Source organism: Moorena producens PAL-8-15-08-1 (assembly GCF_001767235.1).
Lineage (GTDB): Bacteria > Cyanobacteriota > Cyanobacteriia > Cyanobacteriales > Coleofasciculaceae > Moorena > Moorena producens_A.
The window spans coordinates 3,421,417-3,443,391 of record NZ_CP017599.1 but is presented as its reverse complement, the minus strand read 5'-3'; the positions used below and the strand labels follow the sequence as shown (position 1 = coordinate 3,443,391).

The following is a 21,975-nucleotide window of genomic DNA, read 5'->3' as shown; positions in this document are numbered from 1 at the left end:
CACGCTACGCGATCGCAAAACTATAGACACGCCACAAACGCCCTGAATTACTAGGCTTCGTTAATAACGCACTTTACCGGTAGAGTTATTTAGTAACCTGTGATCAAAATATTGCTATTCCATGTGTTCGCGTAGCGTGCCCCAAAGACCAATCCCATGGCGCGGGATACAACCAGCACCCTAACGGAATAGTATTGAATTAAATATAGTTAACTAAATATTAGCCAGTTGTTGACCTAGACCCTAGACGGTTAACGATTCATCCTTAGTTACTTACCTGGTCAATGCTAGTTAATCCGGAATTCCCTGGCTGTCAACAAACAAGCCATCGCTACAATATAGCTAAAATAGGGATATGCCCAAATCTACTTCTTCTGACAACTATCCCCCGCTCCCTGATGATGACGCAATGGCAGCATCCCCGCTACTGATCCTAATTGATGGTCATTCTCTGGCTTTTCGCTCCTATTTTGCTTTTGCCAAAAGTCGTCAGGGTGGATTACGGACTAAAACTGGAATTCCGACTAGTGTCTGTTTTGGCTTCATTAAATCTTTGCTAGAGGTAATGGAGTCAGAAAACCCGAATGCGATCGCAATTGCTTTCGATACCAAAGAAGCCACCTTTCGCCAACAAGCCGATGCTAGTTATAAAGCCAATCGCACCGAAACACCAGAAGATTTCATCCCAGATGTAAAGAATCTCCAGCAGTTACTGCAAGGGTTAAGAATCCCAGTAATAACCTCTCCTGGTTATGAAGCTGATGATATATTGGCAACCTTAGCTCACCAAGCTACTGATCAAGGCTATCGGGTCAAAGTTGTATCTGGCGATCGCGATTTATTTCAACTCGTTGCTCCAGATAAAGGAATTACTGTTTTATATCTCAGTGGTGCCTTTGCGAGAGGGAGTGCTACAGTTGGCCCAACGGAATATAGCGTAGAAGAAGTAGAAGCAAAATTGGGAGTCTTACCTTCTCAAGTCGTGGATTATAAAGCCCTCTGTGGGGATCCATCCGATAATATTCCTGGAGTTAAGGGCATCGGAGCAAAGACTGCAGTTAAGTTACTCAAAGAATACCAAAACCTCGATAATATTTATGCTTCCCTTGATAGTATTAAGGGTGCGGTTAAGAAAAAGCTGGAAGTCGGTAAGTTAGATGCTGAGCATGCTCGCTATTTGGTTCAATTGCGATTTGATACTCCTGTCGATATTGATTTAGACCAGTCTCAGCTCCAAGGATTCGATCCTCAAGTGCTCAAACCGCTATTGGAGAAATTAGAGTTAAAGTCATTTATCAGTCAAATAGATAAACTTCAGCAACGTTTTGGTGGCGTAGTGCTAGAGGATATCCAAACTAATGCCCCAAATGATACTGATAGTGATACTGATAGCGATACTGATAGTGATACTGATACTCAGGAAGATGATGATATTTCCTTTTTCAGTGTAGCGGAAACGGAAGAGTTTCAAGAGCAAGGGTCTAATACTGGTTCGATTCAACCACAAATTATCGATAACGTAGACAAGCTCAATCAATTAGTTGAACAGCTAAAATACTATACCGATGCTGGAAATCCTGTGGCTTGGGATACAGAAACTAGTGATTTGGAACCACGGGATGCTCAGTTGGTAGGGATTGGCTGTTGTTGGGGAAAAGAATTTACAGATGTTGCTTATATTCCTATCGGTCATAACGATGGGACTAATTTAGATAAGGATATTGTCTTAGAATCCCTACGTCCAATTTTAGAAAGCTCAGATTATCCCAAAGTATTACAAAATAGTAAATTTGACCGACTAGTGTTCCGTTGTAACGGGATTCAGCTAGCAGGAGTGGTATTAGATACCATGCTAGCGAGTTATGTACTCAATCCTGAAACTAGCCATAAACTTAGTGACCTAGGGCTGCACTATTTAGGAATAGAAGCAAAAAGTTATGATGACTTGGTTCCAAAAGGGAAAACTATCGGAGATTTAGACATTCCCACCGTAGCCGATTACTGTGGGATGGATGCTTATACCACCTTCGGAATAGTTTCTAAATTACAAGAGGAATTGGCGAAAATTCCAGCTTTGGAGCAATTGTTGCTAGATGTAGAGCAACCCCTGGAACCGGTATTAGCTGATATGGAATACCAGGGGATTAGTATTGATAAGGATTATCTCGAACAGTTCTCTCAACAGCTGGAAAAGGATTTAGTGGCAATTAAACAGCAAGCCTATCAAGATGCTGGACAAGAATTCAATTTAGGTTCCCCTAAACAGCTGAGTGAGTTACTGTTTGAGAAACTAGGGTTAGATCGTAGGAAGTCTCGTAAAACCAAAACTGGTTACTCTACCGATGCTACTATCTTAGCTAAATTACAAGGAGACCATCCAGTAATAGATGCTGTTCTGGAATACCGTAGTTTATCTAAATTGAAATCTACTTATGTGGATGCTTTACCAGCACTGATGCGTTCTGATACTAAACGAGTACATACGGATTTTAATCAGACCGTGACCACAACTGGTAGACTATCCTCCTCTAGTCCTAATTTACAAAATATTCCTATTCGTACTGATTTTAGTCGCCAGATTCGGAAGGGTTTTATTCCAGAATCCGGTTGGCTGTTGGTATCGGCTGACTATTCCCAAATTGAGTTACGAATCCTAGCCCACTTGAGTCAAGAGCCAGTGCTAGTGGACGCTTATCAAACTCAAGCGGATGTCCATACCCTGACAGCACAAATGTTATTTGATAAAGAAGACATCACTGCTGAAGAGCGGCGCTTGGGTAAGATAATTAACTTTGGCGTAATTTACGGCATGGGAGCACAACGGTTTGCTCGGGAAGCTAAGGTATCCGCAGCTGAAGGAAAAGAATTTATTGATCGATTGAATCAGCGCTATCCTCTAGTGTTTGCTTATTTAGAGGAAACTAAGAAAAAAGCGATCGCACAAGGCTATGTAGAAACTATACTCGGACGCCGTCGCTACTTTACCTTTGGTGGTAACAGTCTTAGAAAGCTGCAAGGTAAGCCTCTCGATCAGATTGATCTCGATCAACTTAAGGGTATCAATCCTTATGATGCTGGGTCATTAAGAGCAGCAGCTAATTCCCCGATTCAAGGCTCTAGCGCTGATATAATCAAAATTGCCATGATTAAACTGTATCAAGAATTACAGAAATATCAGGCGCGGTTGCTATTACAAGTCCATGATGAACTAATCTTTGAAATTCCCCCTGATGAATGGGAAGAATTGCAGGTAAAAATTCGGGAAACTATGGAATCAGCAGTTGAGTTGAGTGTTCCTTTGGTTGTGGAAATACATGCTGGGGAAAATTGGATGGAGGCGAAATGAGGCAAAAGGCAATAGGCAATAGGCAAAAGGCAATAGGCAATAGGCAATAGGCAATAGTGCGATCGCACTCATCAGCTTAGTGGTAAGCGTTAGGACGATACATTACCATTTTTCATGAGGCAGAGACATGAATTGTATCTTTGCCATCAATGGATCTAGCTCAGAAGACTCTTTAGAGTAGACTTCATTCAGCTTCTGTAAAATTTGATTGCGATTGTACCTTTTAAGATAAGCTTTTAATGCCTTTAGGTAGAGTTCACTACGTGACAAGCCCATCTGTTGAGCAAGGGCTTCTGCTTCTTCAAAAACTGAGTCTGGAAGTGAAATTTCAGTTTTCATAGTGACTTTAGAAATAAGCCCAATTCATTAATTATACTTTGGTTATACCAAGATTGCACGTCTTCTATCAGCGTCAAGGTTCCCTCTCCGGTTGTTTTGCTGCCATCGCAGTGGTAGCCAATATAATTAAAAGTTATTTCTCGGGTATTAGGGGCTAATGTCCCAGTTCCTTTGTAGTTACTCAAGCAAGTGGGGACAGTCGCAGGCACATTGAAAGGAGCTGTTATTTCAGGTCTGTCAACGGTAGAGATACCATCCTTGCCCAATCCAGAGTCTACCTTCCATTCCCAGTCATCCCCAAAGGTGGCGGCTACAGATCCAGATATACCAGTACCAGTTGACCAGTTTCCCGTAACGTCAGTAAGTGAAAAATCTAACTGGACGGAAATCGGGATGTTTTCATAGGTCTGTCCATTAATCGATAGTGAATAGTCACCGCTCCAAGTAGATGATACTAAGTGTGGCGGCACTTGAGCATTAAGTATCTCCTGGCTACCAACTATGAAAGCTGCTAAGCTGCCAATCCTAAGCAATCCTAAGAAAGATTTTCCTTGCATGCTCCGCCCATTATCCATTTAATGTAGATGATCCAAATTATAGACTAGGTAGGCATAGATAAAGCTTAAAATTCATAATTCGATAATGAAGCTGGAAGCCTGTATTCAAAAGGTTTTCACAAATGTGAAACCAACACTATTTAACGGATAATTTAACCTATCTACTTACTAGATTTTACAAGAGTTACAGTATGCTTGTAACCCTTTTAGGATGAAATGTGAAAGCCCTGCTTAACTTAAGGTTAATAAAACTTGAGTGATACTTCATCAAAGCTTCGCCTACATTGCTCGAATGTCTAGTTAATATAGTCGAGGTAGAAAATATTATATTAACTATCTGATTGGTAATTTGGTTTGAGATTGTAATCAATCCAACCCTTATTATCCAATGCTTGATTCAGTTTACAAATTGTCACGATTAGTAAGTTGATGGGAGCCACTTACTAATCGTAATGTGCAAGATCCTGTAATCGTCTACAGGTCACTCTAAAAGGGATGCATCTCAATTTATGCTGTTTGATCCAGTGGTGCGTTACGGGACGGACTGTCCCAATACTGGCTACCTAGAAAATTAGAGGGAGCCCGTCTTATCACGCACCCTACTGGACTTTTTTACAGTCCAACTAAATTATTAAACAGCCAAATAACGCTTCCAGTGATTTACAGATTCAGTTTCCAGGTGCTCTATATCTAGAAGATTTATCATAACGCTCAACGTCTCTATCAGATATCTCTTCAGATAATTGTTCCATTCCTACACACTGATCATGGCACAAGTATCCCGAACCAAGTTCTCAATCCCAAAGCTAATCTTTCGGTCATCCTTAGTCACATTATCCATAGTGTTTTCAGCCAATTACACCTGGGCCTTTGGTTTAGACGATCTTATTCCAAAGGTTAAAGTTCCCAAACTTCCTGGGGGAATTAATGAACAAATCGAAGACGTGATAAATGACACGATTGATAACGCAGTAGATGAAATTATTCCCTATGGCATTCCCCGTTCACTTGAAGAGTTAGTAGATTTACTGTTTGGAGCCCTGGCTAAAGATTATGGTGTTATTCAACAGACACCCTATTCTGCCGGATATAACGAAGTGCTGATCGTTTCTCCATCCACAGGAGCAGAACAACGCATGCAGGTAAATTTACCAGAGGAAGAATTTCGGATCTATGAGATTGCCTTTAAAGGTGTTTCAGTGCCAAAACCCAAAGCCGTTGTAGGTGGACAAAGCCCACTACAGGAATCAGAGATTAAAGACCGGTTATCTGAATTCACAATTAAATACGATACCCAAAATAAAGTTCAGGCGATTATTCTAGCTGATGGCACTAAAGCTGCATTTAGCAATAGTCAGGCTATTATTTATGGTGCATCTGGTAAACCCATAGAAACCATAACCTTGTCTCAAGCCAATGCTAACCCCTCAGAAAATCATATAGCATTAAAGAACACAGGAAAACAAAAATGTGAATCCAATGTCAAGCAGCTCTTACAAGCAACACTAGATAATGCTAATTTAAAGAACTTAAACCTAGCACAATTAGGTACTTCTGATGAAGCCAGACTGCTGGCCTGGGCTGGAACTTTCGGTAGAGAAGGATTAGCAGACTCTCTACTACCCGATAGCAGAAATCAAACCATACAAGCAATTAGTTGTCAAGCTCCAGTCCAATGTAATGTTAAGCATACTTACAAAGGAAAGAGCGAAGTTCGGACTGACCTATTTAAGATCCCACCAGGCACAAACCCAAAAGTTGCCTTAGAGTATGAGTTTTATAGTATTCCGGATAGACTAGAAATTTTCTATGAAGGGTCTCGTATTTTCGGAGTAGGACCAAAGTCAGGGCGTGATACTAAACGTATTGGTAACCTTCCCGATAACGCGAAGTATGTGGGAGTTAAGGTAATTGGTAATCGTGATGAGGGCACTCGATGGTGGTATACTATCCACTGTTCTAATACAGGTGTTGTAGTATCTGAGGATACACTTTTACCCAACAAGTTTCTTGGTGAATGGTCAGGATATCTCACTCGGCAGAAAGATAAAGCTAAAATGTATGTTACTATGACATTGGCTAATAACTCACAAGCTGGTGAAGCAACGGGAGTCTTTAAGCTTACTTCTAGTGAATGTAAGAGTGAATTTACAGTGAAAACTGTAACAGATTCCTCAATTGTGCTGACCAAAAAAGAAGGTACTCCAGAATGTGACCTAGAAGATATCTCACTGAATTTAGTTTCCGATCATGAGTTAAGGTTTCCTGAAGATAAGCAAATGTATTTTGCGCAAGGATATCGAGAAAGATCTTTGTATAAGGAAAACATTCCTTGCGATGAGCCCAGTTTTAAGCTCAATGATCACTTATATCTAGACAATTTTGATGATCCATTTGTTTTGCCTAATAAGGATAACAAAGAGCGAATTGCTAGAAATGATATATTAAAGGATGATTCCTTTTTTACCTCAAAATCAGATAATGAGAATATTTTAGAAGACAGATATCATTATTCCGCTACATTTCCTAATATTTATCCAAGTAAATACAAGGATGACATAATTCAATACAATAAAATCTGTGAGATTGGAGAAAAGAGATGCACACCAGAAAATGTCTTTGCAGAGATGATTTCACAGGCTAGATTTACTGCACCCGCTAGACCAAAACAGGCGTCCAATCGAGTTTCAAACTGTATGGTGGTTGACTTAGATGTTGAAGGTTTGAAGGATGACTTGGGGAGGTTTTTATTTCGTACTGAAGATAAGGTCGTAGTAATGGTCAAACCAGAAGATTTTATGGCTATTAACTACACGTTACCAACTCATAATCTTTTTCCAGGTCGAGTTGTTAGACAGGTGATTGAAAAAGATGGTGCGGTTTGGGTTTCTACAATTGGAGAGGGACGAGGCGATTTTCCTGAGACGAATGAAAAACAAGGACTGGAGATTTTCAGCGAAGAGATTGATCGTCCTTTCCAGCGGCATGTTCGAAATGCTATCGAGAACGACTTGCCTTGGGGGTTAGACGCAAATCGTAAATGACTACCTCTATAAGTATTGGCGTTGCTGATTCTGAGTATGTTTTTGCCCCCCTAGCCCCCCAATTCTGGGGGGAACAAAACTATCAAGCGATGCAGCGCGGTCTTGGGGGTTTCCCCCATGAGCGACTGCATCAAGACAAGTCCCCCAGAATTGGGGGATTTAGGGGGCTTTAATAAAACCAAATGATCGCGCATTCATTCCTTAATTCAGCAATGCCATACTTTCGGCTAAGCCCGTCCCTACAATTCTTTTAACGTCTAATTAGACCTACCTACTTAGTCCTAGTTTTTCTGTTTACTTTACAGTTGGGGCAGTCTTGTCCCTGATCACCTGCGGGATCATCGTATCCGCAGCTGGAGCAAGTCTTCGCAGTCTCGACACCTGCGCCATCATCCTCACCAAGTTGATAACTGAAAACCGGGTTAGCGAATAACGCAACGCCCAAGACTAGCCCAAGAGATAATCCCTTCATTACACACCTCATATGTTGTTGGTTGAAACCTAAACATACATTTATACTAGCTCAGTCTGCTTAAGACCAGCTGCTCAACCAAAAGCCCCTGACCCCCTCAACTACTAGCCGGAAAACTCCCACCAACAAAGTGGATATCACTGAAGGTTTCAATCCACAAACGAGCGCCACAATCGAGTGGATGATCCGGCTGATACACAATCTTACACGGACCAAGGATTTCCACCTCATTACCGTAGAGATTAGTGCCCTTTCGTTTTACTGAAATCACTGGCTTCCGGTCTTGAGGGCTTTTCTTCATATTCGAGCCAATGTGATTGCGATTGACATTAATCTTCGCTAATGCCGGGGGACGACTAGTGCGCCATTTGCCCTTTGGTCCACGATTACCTTTAGTAATTTGTGGCAAATCGTTGAACAGAGGAATAATCCAGAATTTACCGCTTTTATAGGCACCCCGCACCCGACCGTTCTCTAGGAGTTGGCGCAATCGTCGAGAAGAAATTCCTAATAGAGATGCTGCTTCAGTAGTTCCAACGCACTTGTTCATCAGTGGACTCTCCTTTAACTATTCCGATAATACTAGTTTAATGGATAAAATGATAATTGGCAATTTTCGGGAATCGGGAATCGGGAATCGGGAATCGGGAAGAAACGGAAGAGTTTAGGTGTGGTAGGAAAATGCGATCGCGTAGCGGCTCCAAGCGTAGCGTGACCTACGGCCAATCGCGTAGCTTGGCCTTTTGGCCAAGGTCAATCCTATAGCAGCAAGGACTATGGCATATAGTTACGGACGGTCGATGCGATTGGCCTTTGGCCACGCTTCGCGATCGCAGTAGTCCAAATTGTTGCTTTACTGGGTGTGGGGTCTGGGGGTATGGGAAAAATAGAGGAGCTAAACCACGTTGGTAGGAACGGTTGAATCAGATTGGTTAGGCAAAGTAACCGATCTTGGCTAATAAGCTTGGTAGTCTAACTTTTACACAATATCTGAAAAGAATACTTTATTAGTACAAAAGGTACCCTTAGGGGTACTGCAAAGTCTATGTTAAATAAGACATAAAGGAGGAAAGGAATTGCCTTTAAGGGTTCAGATCCTTCTCAATCACTTTAAGAATAGCTAGATTATTTAGACATATAAGTACTACGGTGATCAGATGCAAAATTACAAACAAGATCAAAAGCAAGATCAGAAGCAACCAAAGCAACCTAGATCTTTAGTTAAGAATTTTTTATGGGTGGGAATCGGTATTGCAACACTTTTCATTACTGGTAAGGCAGCCATTTTTGGCTATCAGCAATGGCTATCTCATCATGAAGAACGAGTATTTCTGGAAACTATGGAAGACCTGATTATAAATAAAGACTTTGTCGAGTGTATGAACAAAGCTCTAGAAATCCCTGAAAGTTCTCACAACCATTATAATGCGCAATTTTTTTTGAATCAGTGTGCTCAAGGACAGTTAGACCAAGCCAATAAAGTGGTAAAAACACAGGAGTTGAACCCAGTTGATGAGAATTATAAATTAGCCATTAACTTGGCCAAACAAATTCCTTCATCAACCTCTGTATATAATCAAGCTCAAGATGCGATCCTTAAGTGGAATGAAAAGTTCAAACAATTACTTGGAGTAGAAGGCTTTCCTGACGGTAACTATTTTTACCATCATGAAAAAGAATATAATAGATATATTATTTTGCAAAAGCAAGGTAATACTATCTTAGGTGAACAATATTTATTTCAAAGTGATGCGGTCGCTTGTTTTAGAGGAGTTATACGGCGTAATATAGTTGAAGAAGTAAGTCAAATTTCTGGTGGCATTGATGTCATACCACAGATCGAAAGTGTTGATCCAATAGATTTATCTAAGTGGTATCGAATAAGTTGGGATAAAGCGTCTAAGTCTAGCAATGAGGCTCTACAATATGCCTATAATAATAGGCATATGACTCTAGAATATTGTCGAAAAGAATTCGTCAAGCAAATCCCTTAACAGACTTAGCAAATAGTTGAACAGAGGAATAATCCATAATTTTCCGCTTTTATAGGCACCCCGCACCCGACCCTTCTCTAGGAGTTGGCGCAATCTTCCAGAAGAAATTCCTAATAGAGATGCGGCTTCAGTTCAACGCACTTGTTCATCAGCTGAAAAGTATACAGAGCATATATTGCAACGATTATTTTAACCCTAACCTCTTTAGTGCTTTACACACTAAAACCTACAAAATTAAAATTCGCAGCAGTTGTCAGGAACAAAGAACGGGAACAGTAGTCAAGAATAATGACAATGCACCTAATCGAGCAGATAAAATATGAAAAAATTCACTCTTTTGTGTTCATTTGTTTATACTTTGCTGATGCCCACACCTGTTTTTGCGGGTATTCAAAACGTTAGGTATATGCACCAAAATGCCAATAATAGCTTCAATGTAATCTGCTTGGATGGTAGCTTAGAAAAAGTTAATACTCAGGCTATTCTCAATAACTCAATTTGTAAGCATACGAGTAATCCAGGTACACCTTCAATTAAGAATAATTTTATTTGTGCTCCTACTTCCTCTTATAACAGTTATCAAATTACCAGGCTTTCTGATGGGCAGAAGATTGGGGGTACATCTTCTTTGGAAACTTGTAAAAAACTATTGAATAGTGTAAGTTCTGATCTGATATGTGCTCCTACTTCCTCTTATAACAGTTATCAAATTACCAGGCTTTCTGATGGGCAGAAGATTGGGGGTACATCTTCTTTGGAAACTTGTAAAAAACTATTGAATAGTGTAAGTTCTGATCTGATATGTGCTCCTACTTCCTCTTATAACAGTTATCAAATTACCAGGATTTCTGATGGAAATAAGATTGGGGATACATCTTCTTTGAATACTTGCTTAGGGCTTATCAGCGCCAACCAATAAAAGTAAGAGTTGCTTTCCTTGCGTCCCTGAGCCCAGGTGTTAATCCCTCAAAACCCCAGCTTATGCACCGCCCTACATCACTACCCAATCATAGATACCACCGTATTATTCTGCTGTCAAGTAACCCTATAACCCCTGATAAAGAATCTGATTTTAATCAGCTTCGATAAGCTTTAAGTCTCATTGGAAACAATATCTTTATTAATTTCAGTATAAAATCTACCTGTAGGGTGCGTTGCAACGCACCTTACACTATTTATAGCGTATAAGCCCTAATTTTGCATAAGTCCTGAAAACCAACCTGATGGCATCCACATTATGGCTCTTCCGTACTAAGAGCAGGGAAATCTGAAGTTGTAAGGAATTGCCTTTAAGGGATCAGATCCTTTTCAATCACTTGAGGAGTGGTTAGAATCTTTAGACATATAAGTACTACGGTCATCAGATGCAAAATTACAAACAAGATCAGAAGCTAGTAAACCCGCAGAATCCACCTAGATCTTTAGTTAAGAATTTTTTATGGATGGGAATCGGTATTGCAACACTTTTCATTACTGGTGAGGGAGTCATTTTTGGCTATCAGCAATGGCTATCTCGTCAAGAGCGACTATTTGTGGAAACTATGGAAGACCTGATCATCAATCAAGACTTTGTCGAGTGTATGAACAAAGCTCTAGAAATTCCTGAAACTTCTCACCAATCGTATAATGCACGAGCTTTTCTAAATCAGTGTGCTCAAGGACAGTTGGCTCAAGCAGAGAAAGTGGTAAAAACTCAGGAGTTGAAACCCGTTGATGAAAATTATAAATTAGCAATTAACTTGGCCAAACAAATTCCTTCATCAACGTCTGTCCATAATAAAGCTCAAGATGGGATCCTTAAGTGGGAAAAAAAGTGGAGACAATTAGTTGGAGTAGAAGGCTTTACTGATGGCATCTATTTTTATCAACACAACAAAGACTATAGTAGATATATTATTTTTCAAAAGCAAGGAAATAGTATCTTAGGGACAAGATATACGTTTCAAAGTGATGATATCCTTTGTTTTAAAGGAATTATACGGCGTAATATACTGGAAGATGTAACTGGAATTTCTTATGGCCTTGATTTTATAGCACAGGTCGAAAGTGTTGACCCAATAAATTTATCGAAGTGGTATCGAATAAGTTGGGATAAAATCTCTACCTCTAGCAAGTATCCTCTACAATATGCTTATAACAATAAGCATCATCATATAGAATCTTGTCAAAAAGAATTCGATAAAAACCCTTGACCGACGTAAGCATTCAGCTATCAGCAGTCAGCCGTCAGCCGACCTGGCACAGACTTTGGCCTTGGCCAAAAGGCCACGCTACACGAATGGCCACGCTGTGCGAACGACGCATCGGACCTAACTCAGATTAAACCAATGCTTACCTGTTGTCTTGATGCAGTGGCTCACTCGCTATTGCATCAAGAAATAAAGTGAATATCACTGAAGGTTTCAATCCACAAACGAGCGCCACAATCGAGTGGATGATCCGGCTGATACACAATCTTACACGGAGCATTTATTTTCGGGAATTGGGAATTGGGAGTCGGGAGTCGGGAATCGGGAATCGGGAATCGGGAATCGGGAATGCGATCGCGTAGCGTGACCAAAGGTAAATCCCGTAGCGTGGCCTATGGCCAATCGCTTTTAGCGGCTCCAAGCTCCCATGCCAGATAGTTATGTATAACAATTAATTAGTTAATTTATTTTTGGGTACACAGGATTTTTCTCCACTCCACTACTCCCTGCTCCCTGCTCCCTGCTCCCTGCTCCCTGCTCCCTATTCCCTGCTCCCTATTCCCTATTCCCTGTTCCCTCCTCCCAAATTTGTTACAAAAGTTTTCAAAAAATGTTATAATATAATATTTTTTGTGCTATAATGAAATTACCGTGGGCGCTAAAACGTTCCACGGTAAGAGCCAGCCGACAGTTTCTCCCGGCTACAGGCTGGCTCTGGAGCCCCAGTTAAGGAGATACCTAATATTTTATGTCCTACTCTCAACGCCTATATCCATGGGCGCTCATTCGGCTATTGCCGAAGATGCAGCGGGTGGTTGTTCGTCGTTTTCGGAACCGCTCTGATGCGGAGGGTCACTTGCAGACCCTTAAACGACTGATGCCCGATGAAAAATTTATTATTATCTTCGATTTAGGAGACCCTATAGACGGCGATTCTATAGAGGGCGAGTCTACAGACGAAGAATCTTAAGAAGCAGGAAGTTTGGGAAGTCTGAAAAGCCCAACTCTTCACTAATCAAATTTTCTTTGAACCCCATAAATAGCTCTGCAAAGTGGGGTTTGTGTAAGTCAATCATTCATCTTGATTCGGTCAATTGTATTGTATGGCAAAACCTGTAGATAGCGATGCAGCGCGGTCTTGGGGGTTTCCCCCATGACCGCGCTGCATCAAGACATTGGTAGCAAACGCTTAATCAGTTTAGCACCCAATGCTTGGGTGCAATGGGTAACCGGTAATCCCCAAGTGCGGGCATCTCAGTTACTGGATGCTGAGTTTCAATGGATTAGTCGCGAAAGCGATGTCATTGTTAAAGCGTCTAGTCCTGAACACTCCGAATTTCTGATTCTCAATGAATTACAACTACGCTATGACCAGAAGATGCCTCAGCGAATGCGCAATTATGTCGCTTTAGCTGAGGAGAAATACAACCTATCCGCTTATCCGGTATTAATTAACATCTTGCCACCTCCAACCACAGTAACAATTGTTGACCCCTTTGGGGAATTAAAAATTAAAAATTAAAAATTAAAAATTAAAAATCTAGAAGCGATGCAGCGCGGTCTTGAGGAGGCAGCGCGGTCTTGGGGGTTCCCCCCATGAGCGACTGCCGTGGTTTCCCCCACTCGCGCTTTGCATCAAGACATTGAACAAATTTTGAATTAATTAATTCCGGAAGCCCCCACTGATTGTCATTTTGAATTAATAATTTTGAATTTTGAATTGGAGCGAAGCGAAAGGAATTCATGGGATTAAAGGCTCGTCAAGATTATCGGGTAATTAATCTGTGGGAAGTAGAGGCTGAATTAGTATTAGGACAACCTTTGCCTCCCTTATTTCCATTTGTCCCGATTTTATTTGGAGGTGGTAGTGAATCAAAATTGCGGTCAGCGGTGCAGGCGCTACGAGCGGATCAAACCTTAAATCAACTAGAACCGTTGTTAGCTTTTTTTGCTAGCTTTGTCCTAGAGATACCATTAATTCAACAAATCATGAGGTGGGATATGACAGTATTACGAGAATCACCCTGGTATCAAGAGATTTTACAAGAGGGTCTTGCTCAAGGTATTGAACAAGGGATTGAACAAGGCATCCAACAAGGGGTTGCTCAAGGAATTGAACAAGGCATTGAACAAGGAATTGAACAAGGAATTGAACAAGGCATCCAACAAGAACGTCGAGGGAGTTTAGAGCGCATCCTTAAACTGCGATTTTCAGAGATTCCTTCAGAGATATCTGTCAGAATTCAAGCCTTAACTCTCGAACAACTAGAAGAGTTGATGGCTACAGCATTAACGGTTAACTCCCTAGATGAGTTTACTCAACATTTGCCCAATTAATTAATTAAATAGTGCCACACCCCACCTCTACCCTGGGGTTAGGGGTGGGTTACTCTTGCCTATTGCCTAGACTCAGCAACCCTAACAAACCGGCTCCATAAGCAGGCTCATGGCGAGGCCAAATCACCTTAGCATTAGGGCAAAGCATTCCTAGGGATGATTCAAATTGCTGACGGATTGAGGAAAGACCATGCCAGACACTTCCGGTTGTTACTACCTCACATTCTGAATCAGGGGTAAATACGCTTTCAATTACGACTTGGGTAGCTTTTGCTAGTTGATTAACCGTATCTTCGATAATGCTAATGGCTACCTGATCTCCTTCAGCGGCTGCTTGATCCACAATTGGTGCTAAGGATGCAATTTCTTTGACTCCCCACCCTGGCTGATAAATAATATCTGTGATATAATTAAAGTTTGATAAGTTAAAATGGGTAGTGAAGCGCTCCTGAAGACTAGTTGCTGTTAGACTAGTTACTGCGCAACCATCATAGGCGTTGATAGCCGCTCGTAATCCAGAGATGGCAATGTCATAGGCACTGCCAACATCTCCTAGGATATGTCCCCAACCACCAACTCGCTTGGTGTTTCCCTGGGCATTGCGTCCAAAAATGATTGAGCCGGTGCCTGCGATCGCAACAACTCCCACAGGCTTACCTACTCCCCCCACTAAGGCAATCAAAGCATCATCACAAATCACAACAGTAGAGGGGAGTAATGCCCAAGTGACGGGAATTGTCTGACTTGACAACAACTTTTGGACGAAGCCTCGCACCACTTCTCTATCTCGTGGACGACCAACACCGGCTAATCCCAAACAAATGGCTTCTACTGTGACCGATTCTATGGATAGTTTAGCGGAAGCTTGTTGGGTGGCTTGGCGAATAGCTGATTCTATAGAGGCGAAAGCGGTGTTGATACCAACTGTGTGATAGTTGGAGGCGTCGGCTTCTGCTCGACCTAGGACTTGACCTTGGTGGTTGAGGACTACACAAAGGGTTTTACTGGCACCGCCATCTATTCCGATTACACAACTGGTCATTTCTAGTAACTATCATACTCATGAGGTGCAAATTTCTGGGTTTTAGGGAGCAGGGAGCAGGGAGCAGGGAGCGGTTATCATGTAGCAAATAATAGGCAATACACATGCTAGCAATAGGAAAAAAATGTGTACCTCATAGCTATGATAAAAGCTAGTTATTAAATTAACTCTGTAGAAGCAAAGAAATGAAACTGGCAAGATGCCAGTTCTACTAAGATGCCAGTTTAGCGATCGCATTCAAAACCAGCCCAAAGCCTACAATTAGTTATTGTCTGAATCTTCTTGCTTGACAAGGGCATCGACTAATACTGTGACTTGCACCAGGGAATTGATCACATCACTGGCTTGGGTAAAGGGTTTACCTTGATACTCCCAGTAGGCTGACCAGATTACAGGAATAGCAATCAGTCCGACGAGCCAACGCTTGATGGTTTTAGGATTATACATGGGCAGAGATAAAAAACAACAGCCTCATCTGTTTGTGTTAACTTTCTCAAAGACCGATTCCATGCCAAATCATTGGTTTTGCCCCCCTAACCCCCCAAGCGAGGGATTGCTCGCTTGGGGGGAAAAAGTCACGAAAGTCCCCCAAGTTTGATACCGTTGGCGAAATTAATATTTGTTTACACAAGAGTAGCAGATGGGTAACTTTAAGTTCATGCTCCCCCAGAATTGGGGGTTGGGGGGCTATAAATACTGCTGTCTTCAGGCTGATATTACTAAATGTTTTTTTCGCCAGCAGTATCAAGTTTGGGGGACCAACGGGGGCAATAGGTAAGTCCTGTTTAAAAAATTTTTTCCGACTTTGCATAGAATCCAGGGTTAGCCACCGTTAGTTATTTAGAAAGGTGCATCCAGGAGATGGATTGAGATGGAGTTAACCCATGGACGAACTGGAGGAACGACAGCAACAGTTAGCGTTAGAAGCTCAAAAGCTAGCTATAGAAGCTCAACAGCATTCCCCAAAAAGCCGTGGTCGTCGTCTAGCCCTGACTCGGCTGATTCAAATTATTCAAGCATCCGGCAGATTATCTCGCAGGAGATATGACACCCCCCAGGAGGTTTACGATGAAGCACTTCAAGAGACTTGGTGGTATCTGTGTAGAAACATTGACAATTATCAACCGAGAGGTCCGGTGATTAACTGGATTAATAGTGTCCTCAAGTGGCGGTTGATTGATGCCAAGAAACGACATACCAAAGGGGGAAAGGAGTGCTCACTAGATGCACCAATAAACTCTTCCGATGGGGGTAAAGGTATGACCTATTTAGATACCGTTGCCCAACCAGAAGACACTCCGTTACCTTCACAGCTTATACGTCAGTGTATTGAAGAAGACTCTGATGGGCTGTTTGCCAGCAAACACGTTAAAGGACATCCTAAAGCCAATTTCAGAACTATAGCTCTTTTATACCTCGACCGGAAGAGTTGGCAACAGACTGCTGTAGAAGTTGGGTTAAAGCCAAAGCAAGCGTCAACGGTGCAAGGTTTCTACTGGCGCTGTTGCAAGTCTTTTGCTGACACGTTTAAGGAATACTTGCAATCATAGCATTTGTATTGAAATTGTGAACATCCTTCCTTAAAAAAAGGCAAGAGGCAAGAGGCAAGAGTTAATCATTTTGGGTAATGAAACAAAAGGTAATCATTGTCTTGATACAAAGCGCGAGTGGGGGAAACCCTCAAGACCGCGCTGAATCACTCTTCCCTGTTCCCTATTCCCTGTTCCCTTTTTCTATAAATGTCAAGTTGGCAATGTCTACATCTGAAATATAAGATTCAATTTATCGAAAGAGTAACCATGAATAACTTAACGGAAAAATTAGCATTTTCTGTGCCTATTACCAGAGATTGGTATCAACTAGCAGAAACCTTTAGTCAGGAACAGCACGAACCAGATAAAGCTCAAGACGTTTACCTAAATACATTAGCGGTTTATGCAGTAAACTTCTACTTACAGTGTCTGGAAGTAGAAACTGATTTACCAGCAAGTGATAGCAGCAATCCAGCCCTGCGATCGCTGATGAATGTATCCGACTTAATGGTTAAAGATTGGGGTAAATTGGAATGTCGTCCTGTTTTACCTGGTGACCAAGTTTGTGACATACCACCAGAAAGTCGCCAAGACCGAGTCGGTTATGTGGTAGTAGAAATTAATCAAGCAAGTAATCAAGCTAAACTGCTAGGATTTGCCAAAACTGCACTGGGAGGAAGCTTGGAGATTAGTACAATCGATTCTCTTGAGCAGTTAATTAACCAATTACCAGAGCCGGAGTCAAATGTGGTGAACTTACGGGAATGGTTGAAAGGTAATTTTCAAGTAGGTTGGCAGTCGGTTAGCGATTTGCTGTCTCCACAACTTAGACCAGCATTTAGAAATACCGAAGACCAGCAACAACGAGCTAAACCAATTGATTTATTTGATTTAGGGCTAGAACTAGCGGGTAATCCTGTCGTTTTAATTATTACTGTCCGGAAAATTGACACGGAAACTGCCAGCGTTCGAGCCCAAATTTACCCCAAGGGTGAAGCACTAACCTTGCCTCCGAATTTGAAACTATCGATACTGACTGCAACCGGAGAAGTTTTTACCGAAGTAACCGCCAGAAGTAATGATGAATTCATCCAATATCAGTTTAATGCCCAACAGGGAGATGACTTTGGAATTCAGGTATCTTTAGGTGAAGCTAGTGTAACGGAAAGGTTTCAGGTTTGAAGGAGAGAGATATACCAATTATTATTTGGGTGAAGAGCTTTTTAAGGCAAAAGGCAAGAGGCAAAAGGCAAGAGGCAAGAGGTTTTTCAGGGAATCAGCCTTGCCCTTAATAAGGGGCACTTTTCCGACTCCCCCCTTATTAAGGGGGGCTGGGGGGGATCGACCATTGGGAATTTTGTTCAGGCTTTTGATCCCCCGTTGGTCCCCCTTAATAAGGGGGACTTTTCCGACTCTCCCCTTTGTTAAGGGGGGCTGGGGGGGATCGACCATTGGGAATTTTGTTCAGGCTTTTGATCCCCCGTTGGTCCCCCTTAATAAGGGGGACTTTTCCGACTCCCCCCTTATTAAGGGGGGCTGGGGGGGATCGACCATTGGGAATTTTGTTCAGGCTTTTGATCCCCCGTTGGTCCCCCTTAATAAGGGGGACTTTCCGGACTCCTGCTATTCTTGGAAACACTAAAAATTGTCAAAAATAGATCAATGAAGAGGCTGTTAACGTTAATATTAGACGGAGAAATTGAGCAGGGGTTTGATGCCACCCTGGAAATTCGGCAAGGGGATATCCATTCTCCGTCCCAAACTCGGATTAAAGGGCGGTTGTCGGGGAATCGAGACTTACTCAACTGTTATCGCCATTGGCAGCAACGGTATCTGAGTTTGGAAATGCTATTTCGTGCTCTGAGTGCCAATCCCGAACAGGTGACCAATTCATCCCAGCGGGGGGAAGCCTTTGCGGCTTGTCGGCAAGGGGCTGAGGTTTTGGAAGGGAGTCTTAATCACTGGCTCAATACTGACCTAGAGTTTCGCTCGATTCGGGATAAGTTATTGCGCTCGGGGAAAAAATTTCAACTGCTGTTACAGACCAATAATCCCTGGCTGCGTCGGTTTCCCTGGCACCGCTGGGATTTACTGGCGGAAGCCCAGGCGGACGTTGCCCTGAGTGCGATTGAATACGATTGTCCCAACCCCCTTAATCGGCAGACTACCCCTAAGGGCAAGGTGAAAATTCTGGCAATTTTGGGTCAGGGTGCCAATCTTAACCAGGAAGCTGATCAGCAGGCGTTGGAGGAGTTGGCGGGAAAGGCGGGGGCAAAAATTACCTGGCGGCAGGAACCCCAGGCATCTGAGTTGAATCAGCAGTTATGGGAGCAGGGGTGGGATATTCTGTTTTTTGCTGGTCACAGTGGCACTTCCCAAGAGGGCCAGCGGGGGGAAATACAACTCAATCAGACGGAACGGTTGACTATCGATGATCTGCGGTTTGCTTTGAAAAAAGCGATCGCACGAGGGTTGCAGTTAGCTATTTTTAATTCCTGTGATGGTCTCGGCTTAGCCTACCAGTTGGCAGCACAGCAGGATTTGTATTTGCCCCAGGTGATTGTGATGGCAGAGAAAGTGCCAGACCCAGTATCACCCAAGTTTTTGCGGTATTTTCTAGAAGCTTACATCCGGGGTGAGTCTCTGTATAGCTCGGTGGCAGAAGCACGGGAAAAATTACATGGCTGGGAACAACAGTATCCCTGTGCCAGTTGGTTACCGGTGGTTTGCCAAAACCCTACCGTTCAACCCCCCACTTGGAAAGAATTACGCTATGGTCCGATCAACCAGTCTCCTTGGCAGTTACCCCGCACGGCTGTGATTGCCAGTTTTCTGGTTACCCTTGCCCTGATGGTGGTGCGGCCATTGGGGGTAATCCAACCCTGGGAGTTACAGGCTTATGACCAATTTATGCGCTGGCGACCCGACCAAGGGGTTGACCCGAGGCTGTTAGTGGTTGAAATAACTGAAGAGGATTTTCAGTATCAGGATGACCAGGGTATGAAGCGTAAGTGGTCCCTGTCTGATGCGGCTTTGGCTCAACTGTTGGATAAATTACAGGCTCATCACCCTCGTGCCATTGGCTTGGATATCTATCGGGATTTTCCGGTCAGTGACGAATATCAGGATTTGGCGGATCGCTTGCCAAGGATGGATAACTTTTTTGCTGTCTGTCAAGCTAGTAACCCCACTCGTAACTATGGTGGTATTGCCCCACCCCCAGAAGTGCCACCGGAACGTTTGGGCTTTACCGATGTGGTGATTGACTCCGATGGGGTACTGCGCCGTTATCTTTGGTATGCTACCTTTAACCGTGATTCCCCTTGTCAGACTGAGATGTCTCTAAGTTTGCAGTTAGCACTACATTACTTAGCTGCAGAGGGGATTGACCCGAAGCCCACACTAGAGGATGAGGTGCAATTAGGGGAAACCACGTTAAGGTCGTTGCCTGGTTATGCTGGTAATTACTCCGGAACCAGTAATGCTGGCTATCAGATGCTACTGGATTATCGCACTCCTGGTGATATCGCCCAAAGGGTTACCCTAAAACAGATTCTAACGGATCAATTTGAACCGAGTTGGGTTAAAGACCGGGTAGTTTTGATTGGTGTTACGGCCCCTAGCGTTCAAGATGATTTTTCCACTCCTTTTACTCGCAATTCAAACCAGACTATAGAGATGCGTGGTGTCTTTATTCATGCTCAGATGGTTAGTCAGATTCTGAGTGCGGTGAAGGATGGACAACAACCCTTGTGGATATGGTCCGAGTGGGGAGAGTTTTTGTGGATTTGGGGTTGGGGGAGTCTAGGGGGTTTCTTGGTTTTGGTCTGTAAACGACTCTTTCATTGGGTGGGAGTGGGTATGGCCAATCTAGTAGTTTTATCTGGTGCTTGCTTTGTTGTCTTTATTCAAGGTTGGTGGATACCTTTAGTCCCTTCGGGTTTGGCTTTTGTAGCTACAGGGATGATTGTTGGTTACAACAGGACTCTATCTATGAGTTGCTCGGTTTTGGGTAATTGACAAAATGTATTTGCTGATTTTGGGTATAATTTTCCTCCATAGCTCCCTATTTTGGGGGAGACAAAACTCTAAAAGTATCCCCGGTGCGCTTACAGTTGTCACAGCAACGCTGAAAAAAATAATTCCAGTGTTTTGCATAATTTTCAAAACTAACACTGTTATATAAATAGGTTAATTTTTTCCAGCCTCAAAATGGCAGGTGGTTTAGATGGCTGGTTCCTTAGTTTCAGGGCATCTTGATTAAGAGCTTGATTAGATAGGTAATCTCTTAAGTAAATTAGGGATGTTTTGTATCATGAATCGTAATAAATTTCGTCTACAAAAGGTAATTATTGCTCTGACTCTGAGTTGGTTATTTAGTTTCGAATCTCACATAGTTAAAGCTATAGAGGCAATTGAACCCCTAACTAACTTGCTCAAGCAAGGGGAAAACACCTTAACCCCTATAGCTGAATTGCCAGTTCCAGTTAAATTAGAGCTTACTCTACCTCCTAAAGGAGCACCTGGTAAACGTAAAGGTGCAGGAAGTCGGAACGACTGTCCCTTTGAGGAATTTATTGCTTTAGTACCTGGTACTAATTTCGGCTTAACGACTAGTGAACGTCCTACTTTTTGGTTTTATGTATCCTCTTCACAAAGTAGAAGATGGCAAGCACAGTTTTGGCTGCAAGATAAGGAAGGTAATCAAGTCTACCAAGAAACATTCAGGCTCCAAAATACACCAGGAATAGTCAAAATAACTCTACCGGAAACGGTTTCACCACTTGTTGTTGAAGATTTATATCGTTGGCATTTCTCTGTGATTTGCAATGGCACTGGCCGATTAAAGGATGATTTCGTTTATGGTGGAGTTGAAAGAATCTCTATTACTTCTGATTTAGAAAAGCAGTTAGAAGGCAAGAATCCCCGGAAGCGTATTGCTGTTTATGCCCAACAAGGGTTGTGGTTTGATGCCCTAACTAGTCTAGCTGAACTGCGTTTAGCTAATCCGGAGGATAAATCACTCGATCAGGACTGGATGGAGTTGTTGCAGCAGGTGGGTTTGGAAGAGATTGACTCAAAGCCTTTAGTTGATTGTTGTACTGCTGAAAATTAACGAGGTT

General features: G+C 42.5%; 24 protein-coding genes and 2 pseudogenes. 16 read left to right on the top strand and 10 right to left on the bottom strand.

Going from position 1 to position 21,975, the window contains the following annotated elements; all coding sequences use genetic code 11:
• Nucleotides 1-355: 355 nt before the first annotated feature.
• Complete coding sequence (gene polA, locus BJP34_RS12970) at nt 356-3,346, top strand: DNA polymerase I (RefSeq protein WP_070392707.1); 2,991 nt, start codon at nt 356-358, stop codon at nt 3,344-3,346.
• 102 nt (nt 3,347-3,448) lie between these two features.
• Here polA and BJP34_RS12965 read toward each other — a convergent pair whose 3' ends face one another.
• Both BJP34_RS12965 and BJP34_RS12960 read right to left on the bottom strand, forming a co-directional pair.
• Nucleotides 3,449-3,685: a CopG family transcriptional regulator gene (locus BJP34_RS12965; protein WP_070392706.1), complete on the bottom strand. Its 237-nt coding sequence runs from the start codon at nt 3,683-3,685 to the stop codon at nt 3,449-3,451.
• Entirely contained in the window at nt 3,682-4,242 is a 561-nt protein-coding gene (locus BJP34_RS12960; protein ID WP_149030951.1) for a hypothetical protein, read from the bottom strand. Before BJP34_RS12960 ends, BJP34_RS12965 begins: the two co-directional genes overlap by 4 nt.
• 842 nt (nt 4,243-5,084) lie before the next feature.
• On the opposite strand from BJP34_RS12960, the gene BJP34_RS12955 reads away from it, so the two are divergent.
• Complete coding sequence (locus tag BJP34_RS12955; RefSeq protein ID WP_070392704.1) at nt 5,085-7,286, top strand: hypothetical protein; 2,202 nt, start codon at nt 5,085-5,087, stop codon at nt 7,284-7,286.
• On the top strand, nt 7,283-7,459 hold the full coding sequence (locus BJP34_RS39615; protein ID WP_229424341.1) for a hypothetical protein: 177 nt from the start codon (nt 7,283-7,285) through the stop codon (nt 7,457-7,459). The genes BJP34_RS12955 and BJP34_RS39615 overlap by 4 nt, the downstream gene beginning before the upstream one ends.
• Before the next feature lie 396 nt (nt 7,460-7,855).
• On the opposite strand, the gene BJP34_RS12945 is transcribed toward BJP34_RS39615, so the two are convergent.
• Together BJP34_RS12945 and BJP34_RS43135 are read right to left on the bottom strand one after the other, a co-directional pair.
• Nucleotides 7,856-8,308 (bottom strand): DNA-binding protein, encoded by a 453-nt coding sequence (locus tag BJP34_RS12945; protein WP_070392702.1) that lies wholly within the window; start codon nt 8,306-8,308, stop codon nt 7,856-7,858.
• Between the two features lie 32 nt (nt 8,309-8,340).
• Nucleotides 8,341-8,484, bottom strand: coding sequence for a hypothetical protein (locus tag BJP34_RS43135; protein WP_158517176.1), 144 nt, complete (start codon nt 8,482-8,484; stop codon nt 8,341-8,343).
• Between the two features lie 431 nt (nt 8,485-8,915).
• Here BJP34_RS43135 and BJP34_RS12940 point away from each other — a divergent pair, with 431 nt between their 5' ends.
• Nucleotides 8,916-9,752 (top strand): hypothetical protein, encoded by an 837-nt coding sequence (locus BJP34_RS12940; protein WP_070392701.1) that lies wholly within the window; start codon nt 8,916-8,918, stop codon nt 9,750-9,752.
• Between the two features lie 9 nt (nt 9,753-9,761).
• Here BJP34_RS12940 and BJP34_RS50430 read toward each other — a convergent pair.
• Nucleotides 9,762-9,845 (bottom strand): annotated as a pseudogene (locus tag BJP34_RS50430) (DNA-binding protein); the annotation flags it as partial.
• A gap of 226 nt (nt 9,846-10,071) precedes the next feature.
• On the opposite strand from BJP34_RS50430, the gene BJP34_RS12930 reads away from it, so the two are divergent.
• The 3 genes from BJP34_RS12930 (at nt 10,072) to BJP34_RS48800 (ending at nt 12,075) form a co-directional block, all read left to right on the top strand.
• Entirely contained in the window at nt 10,072-10,671 is a 600-nt protein-coding gene (locus tag BJP34_RS12930; RefSeq protein WP_070392699.1) for a hypothetical protein, read from the top strand.
• A 445-nt stretch (nt 10,672-11,116) separates the two neighbouring features.
• Nucleotides 11,117-11,944, top strand: a complete 828-nt coding sequence (locus BJP34_RS12925; RefSeq protein WP_070392698.1) for a hypothetical protein — start codon at nt 11,117-11,119, stop codon at nt 11,942-11,944.
• A complete protein-coding gene (locus BJP34_RS48800) occupies nt 11,941-12,075 on the top strand; it encodes a hypothetical protein (RefSeq protein ID WP_267876557.1) in 135 nt (44 codons plus the stop codon). Before BJP34_RS12925 ends, BJP34_RS48800 begins: the two co-directional genes overlap by 4 nt.
• A gap of 48 nt (nt 12,076-12,123) precedes the next feature.
• Here the strand turns inward: BJP34_RS48800 and BJP34_RS39605 are convergent.
• Both BJP34_RS39605 and BJP34_RS43130 read right to left on the bottom strand, forming a co-directional pair.
• Nucleotides 12,124-12,228 (bottom strand): annotated as a pseudogene (locus BJP34_RS39605) (DNA-binding protein); the annotation flags it as partial.
• The gene (locus BJP34_RS43130; RefSeq protein ID WP_158517175.1) at nt 12,222-12,362 is read right to left on the bottom strand and encodes a hypothetical protein; all 141 of its coding nucleotides are present in this window, start codon (nt 12,360-12,362) and stop codon (nt 12,222-12,224) included. The pseudogene BJP34_RS39605 and the gene BJP34_RS43130, both read right to left, overlap by 7 nt.
• Nucleotides 12,363-12,411: 49 nt before the next feature.
• Here BJP34_RS43130 and BJP34_RS43125 point away from each other — a divergent pair, with 49 nt between their 5' ends.
• From BJP34_RS43125 to BJP34_RS12905, 4 genes are all read left to right on the top strand, one after another.
• Nucleotides 12,412-12,582, top strand: coding sequence for a hypothetical protein (locus BJP34_RS43125; RefSeq protein WP_158517174.1), 171 nt, complete (start codon nt 12,412-12,414; stop codon nt 12,580-12,582).
• A gap of 107 nt (nt 12,583-12,689) precedes the next feature.
• The gene (locus BJP34_RS12920; RefSeq protein ID WP_070392697.1) at nt 12,690-12,911 is read left to right on the top strand and encodes a hypothetical protein; all 222 of its coding nucleotides are present in this window, start codon (nt 12,690-12,692) and stop codon (nt 12,909-12,911) included.
• Between the two features lie 183 nt (nt 12,912-13,094).
• Complete coding sequence (locus BJP34_RS12915; RefSeq protein ID WP_229424340.1) at nt 13,095-13,463, top strand: hypothetical protein; 369 nt, start codon at nt 13,095-13,097, stop codon at nt 13,461-13,463.
• Between the two features lie 221 nt (nt 13,464-13,684).
• The gene (locus tag BJP34_RS12905) at nt 13,685-14,278 is read left to right on the top strand and encodes a DUF4351 domain-containing protein (protein ID WP_229424339.1); all 594 of its coding nucleotides are present in this window, start codon (nt 13,685-13,687) and stop codon (nt 14,276-14,278) included.
• Nucleotides 14,279-14,327: 49 nt separating this feature from the next.
• Here BJP34_RS12905 and BJP34_RS12900 read toward each other — a convergent pair whose 3' ends face one another.
• From BJP34_RS12900 to BJP34_RS12895, 3 genes are read right to left on the bottom strand one after another with little or no spacing between them, the layout of a single operon-like run.
• The gene (locus BJP34_RS12900; protein WP_070392695.1) at nt 14,328-15,320 is read right to left on the bottom strand and encodes an N-acetylglucosamine kinase; all 993 of its coding nucleotides are present in this window, start codon (nt 15,318-15,320) and stop codon (nt 14,328-14,330) included.
• A 42-nt stretch (nt 15,321-15,362) separates the two neighbouring features.
• The gene (locus BJP34_RS39595) at nt 15,363-15,557 is read right to left on the bottom strand and encodes a hypothetical protein (RefSeq protein ID WP_149030949.1); all 195 of its coding nucleotides are present in this window, start codon (nt 15,555-15,557) and stop codon (nt 15,363-15,365) included.
• Between the two features lie 24 nt (nt 15,558-15,581).
• Nucleotides 15,582-15,767 carry a hypothetical protein gene (locus BJP34_RS12895; RefSeq protein ID WP_070392694.1) on the bottom strand — a complete coding sequence of 62 codons (186 nt, stop codon included), beginning with the start codon at nt 15,765-15,767 and terminating at the stop codon, nt 15,582-15,584.
• A gap of 437 nt (nt 15,768-16,204) precedes the next feature.
• On the opposite strand from BJP34_RS12895, the gene BJP34_RS12885 reads away from it, so the two are divergent.
• From BJP34_RS12885 to BJP34_RS12865, 5 genes are all read left to right on the top strand, one after another.
• A complete protein-coding gene (locus BJP34_RS12885) occupies nt 16,205-16,870 on the top strand; it encodes a sigma-70 family RNA polymerase sigma factor (protein ID WP_070392692.1) in 666 nt (221 codons plus the stop codon).
• Nucleotides 16,871-16,947: 77 nt separating this feature from the next.
• Complete coding sequence (locus BJP34_RS43120; RefSeq protein ID WP_158517173.1) at nt 16,948-17,094, top strand: hypothetical protein; 147 nt, start codon at nt 16,948-16,950, stop codon at nt 17,092-17,094.
• A gap of 25 nt (nt 17,095-17,119) precedes the next feature.
• On the top strand, nt 17,120-18,034 hold the full coding sequence (locus tag BJP34_RS12880) for a DUF1822 family protein (protein WP_070392691.1): 915 nt from the start codon (nt 17,120-17,122) through the stop codon (nt 18,032-18,034).
• 480 nt (nt 18,035-18,514) lie between these two features.
• On the top strand, nt 18,515-20,872 hold the full coding sequence (locus BJP34_RS12870) for a CHASE2 domain-containing protein (RefSeq protein WP_070392689.1): 2,358 nt from the start codon (nt 18,515-18,517) through the stop codon (nt 20,870-20,872).
• 295 nt (nt 20,873-21,167) lie between these two features.
• Nucleotides 21,168-21,968, top strand: coding sequence for a DUF928 domain-containing protein (locus BJP34_RS12865; RefSeq protein ID WP_070392688.1), 801 nt, complete (start codon nt 21,168-21,170; stop codon nt 21,966-21,968).
• The last annotated feature ends 7 nt before the right edge of the window (nt 21,969-21,975 follow it).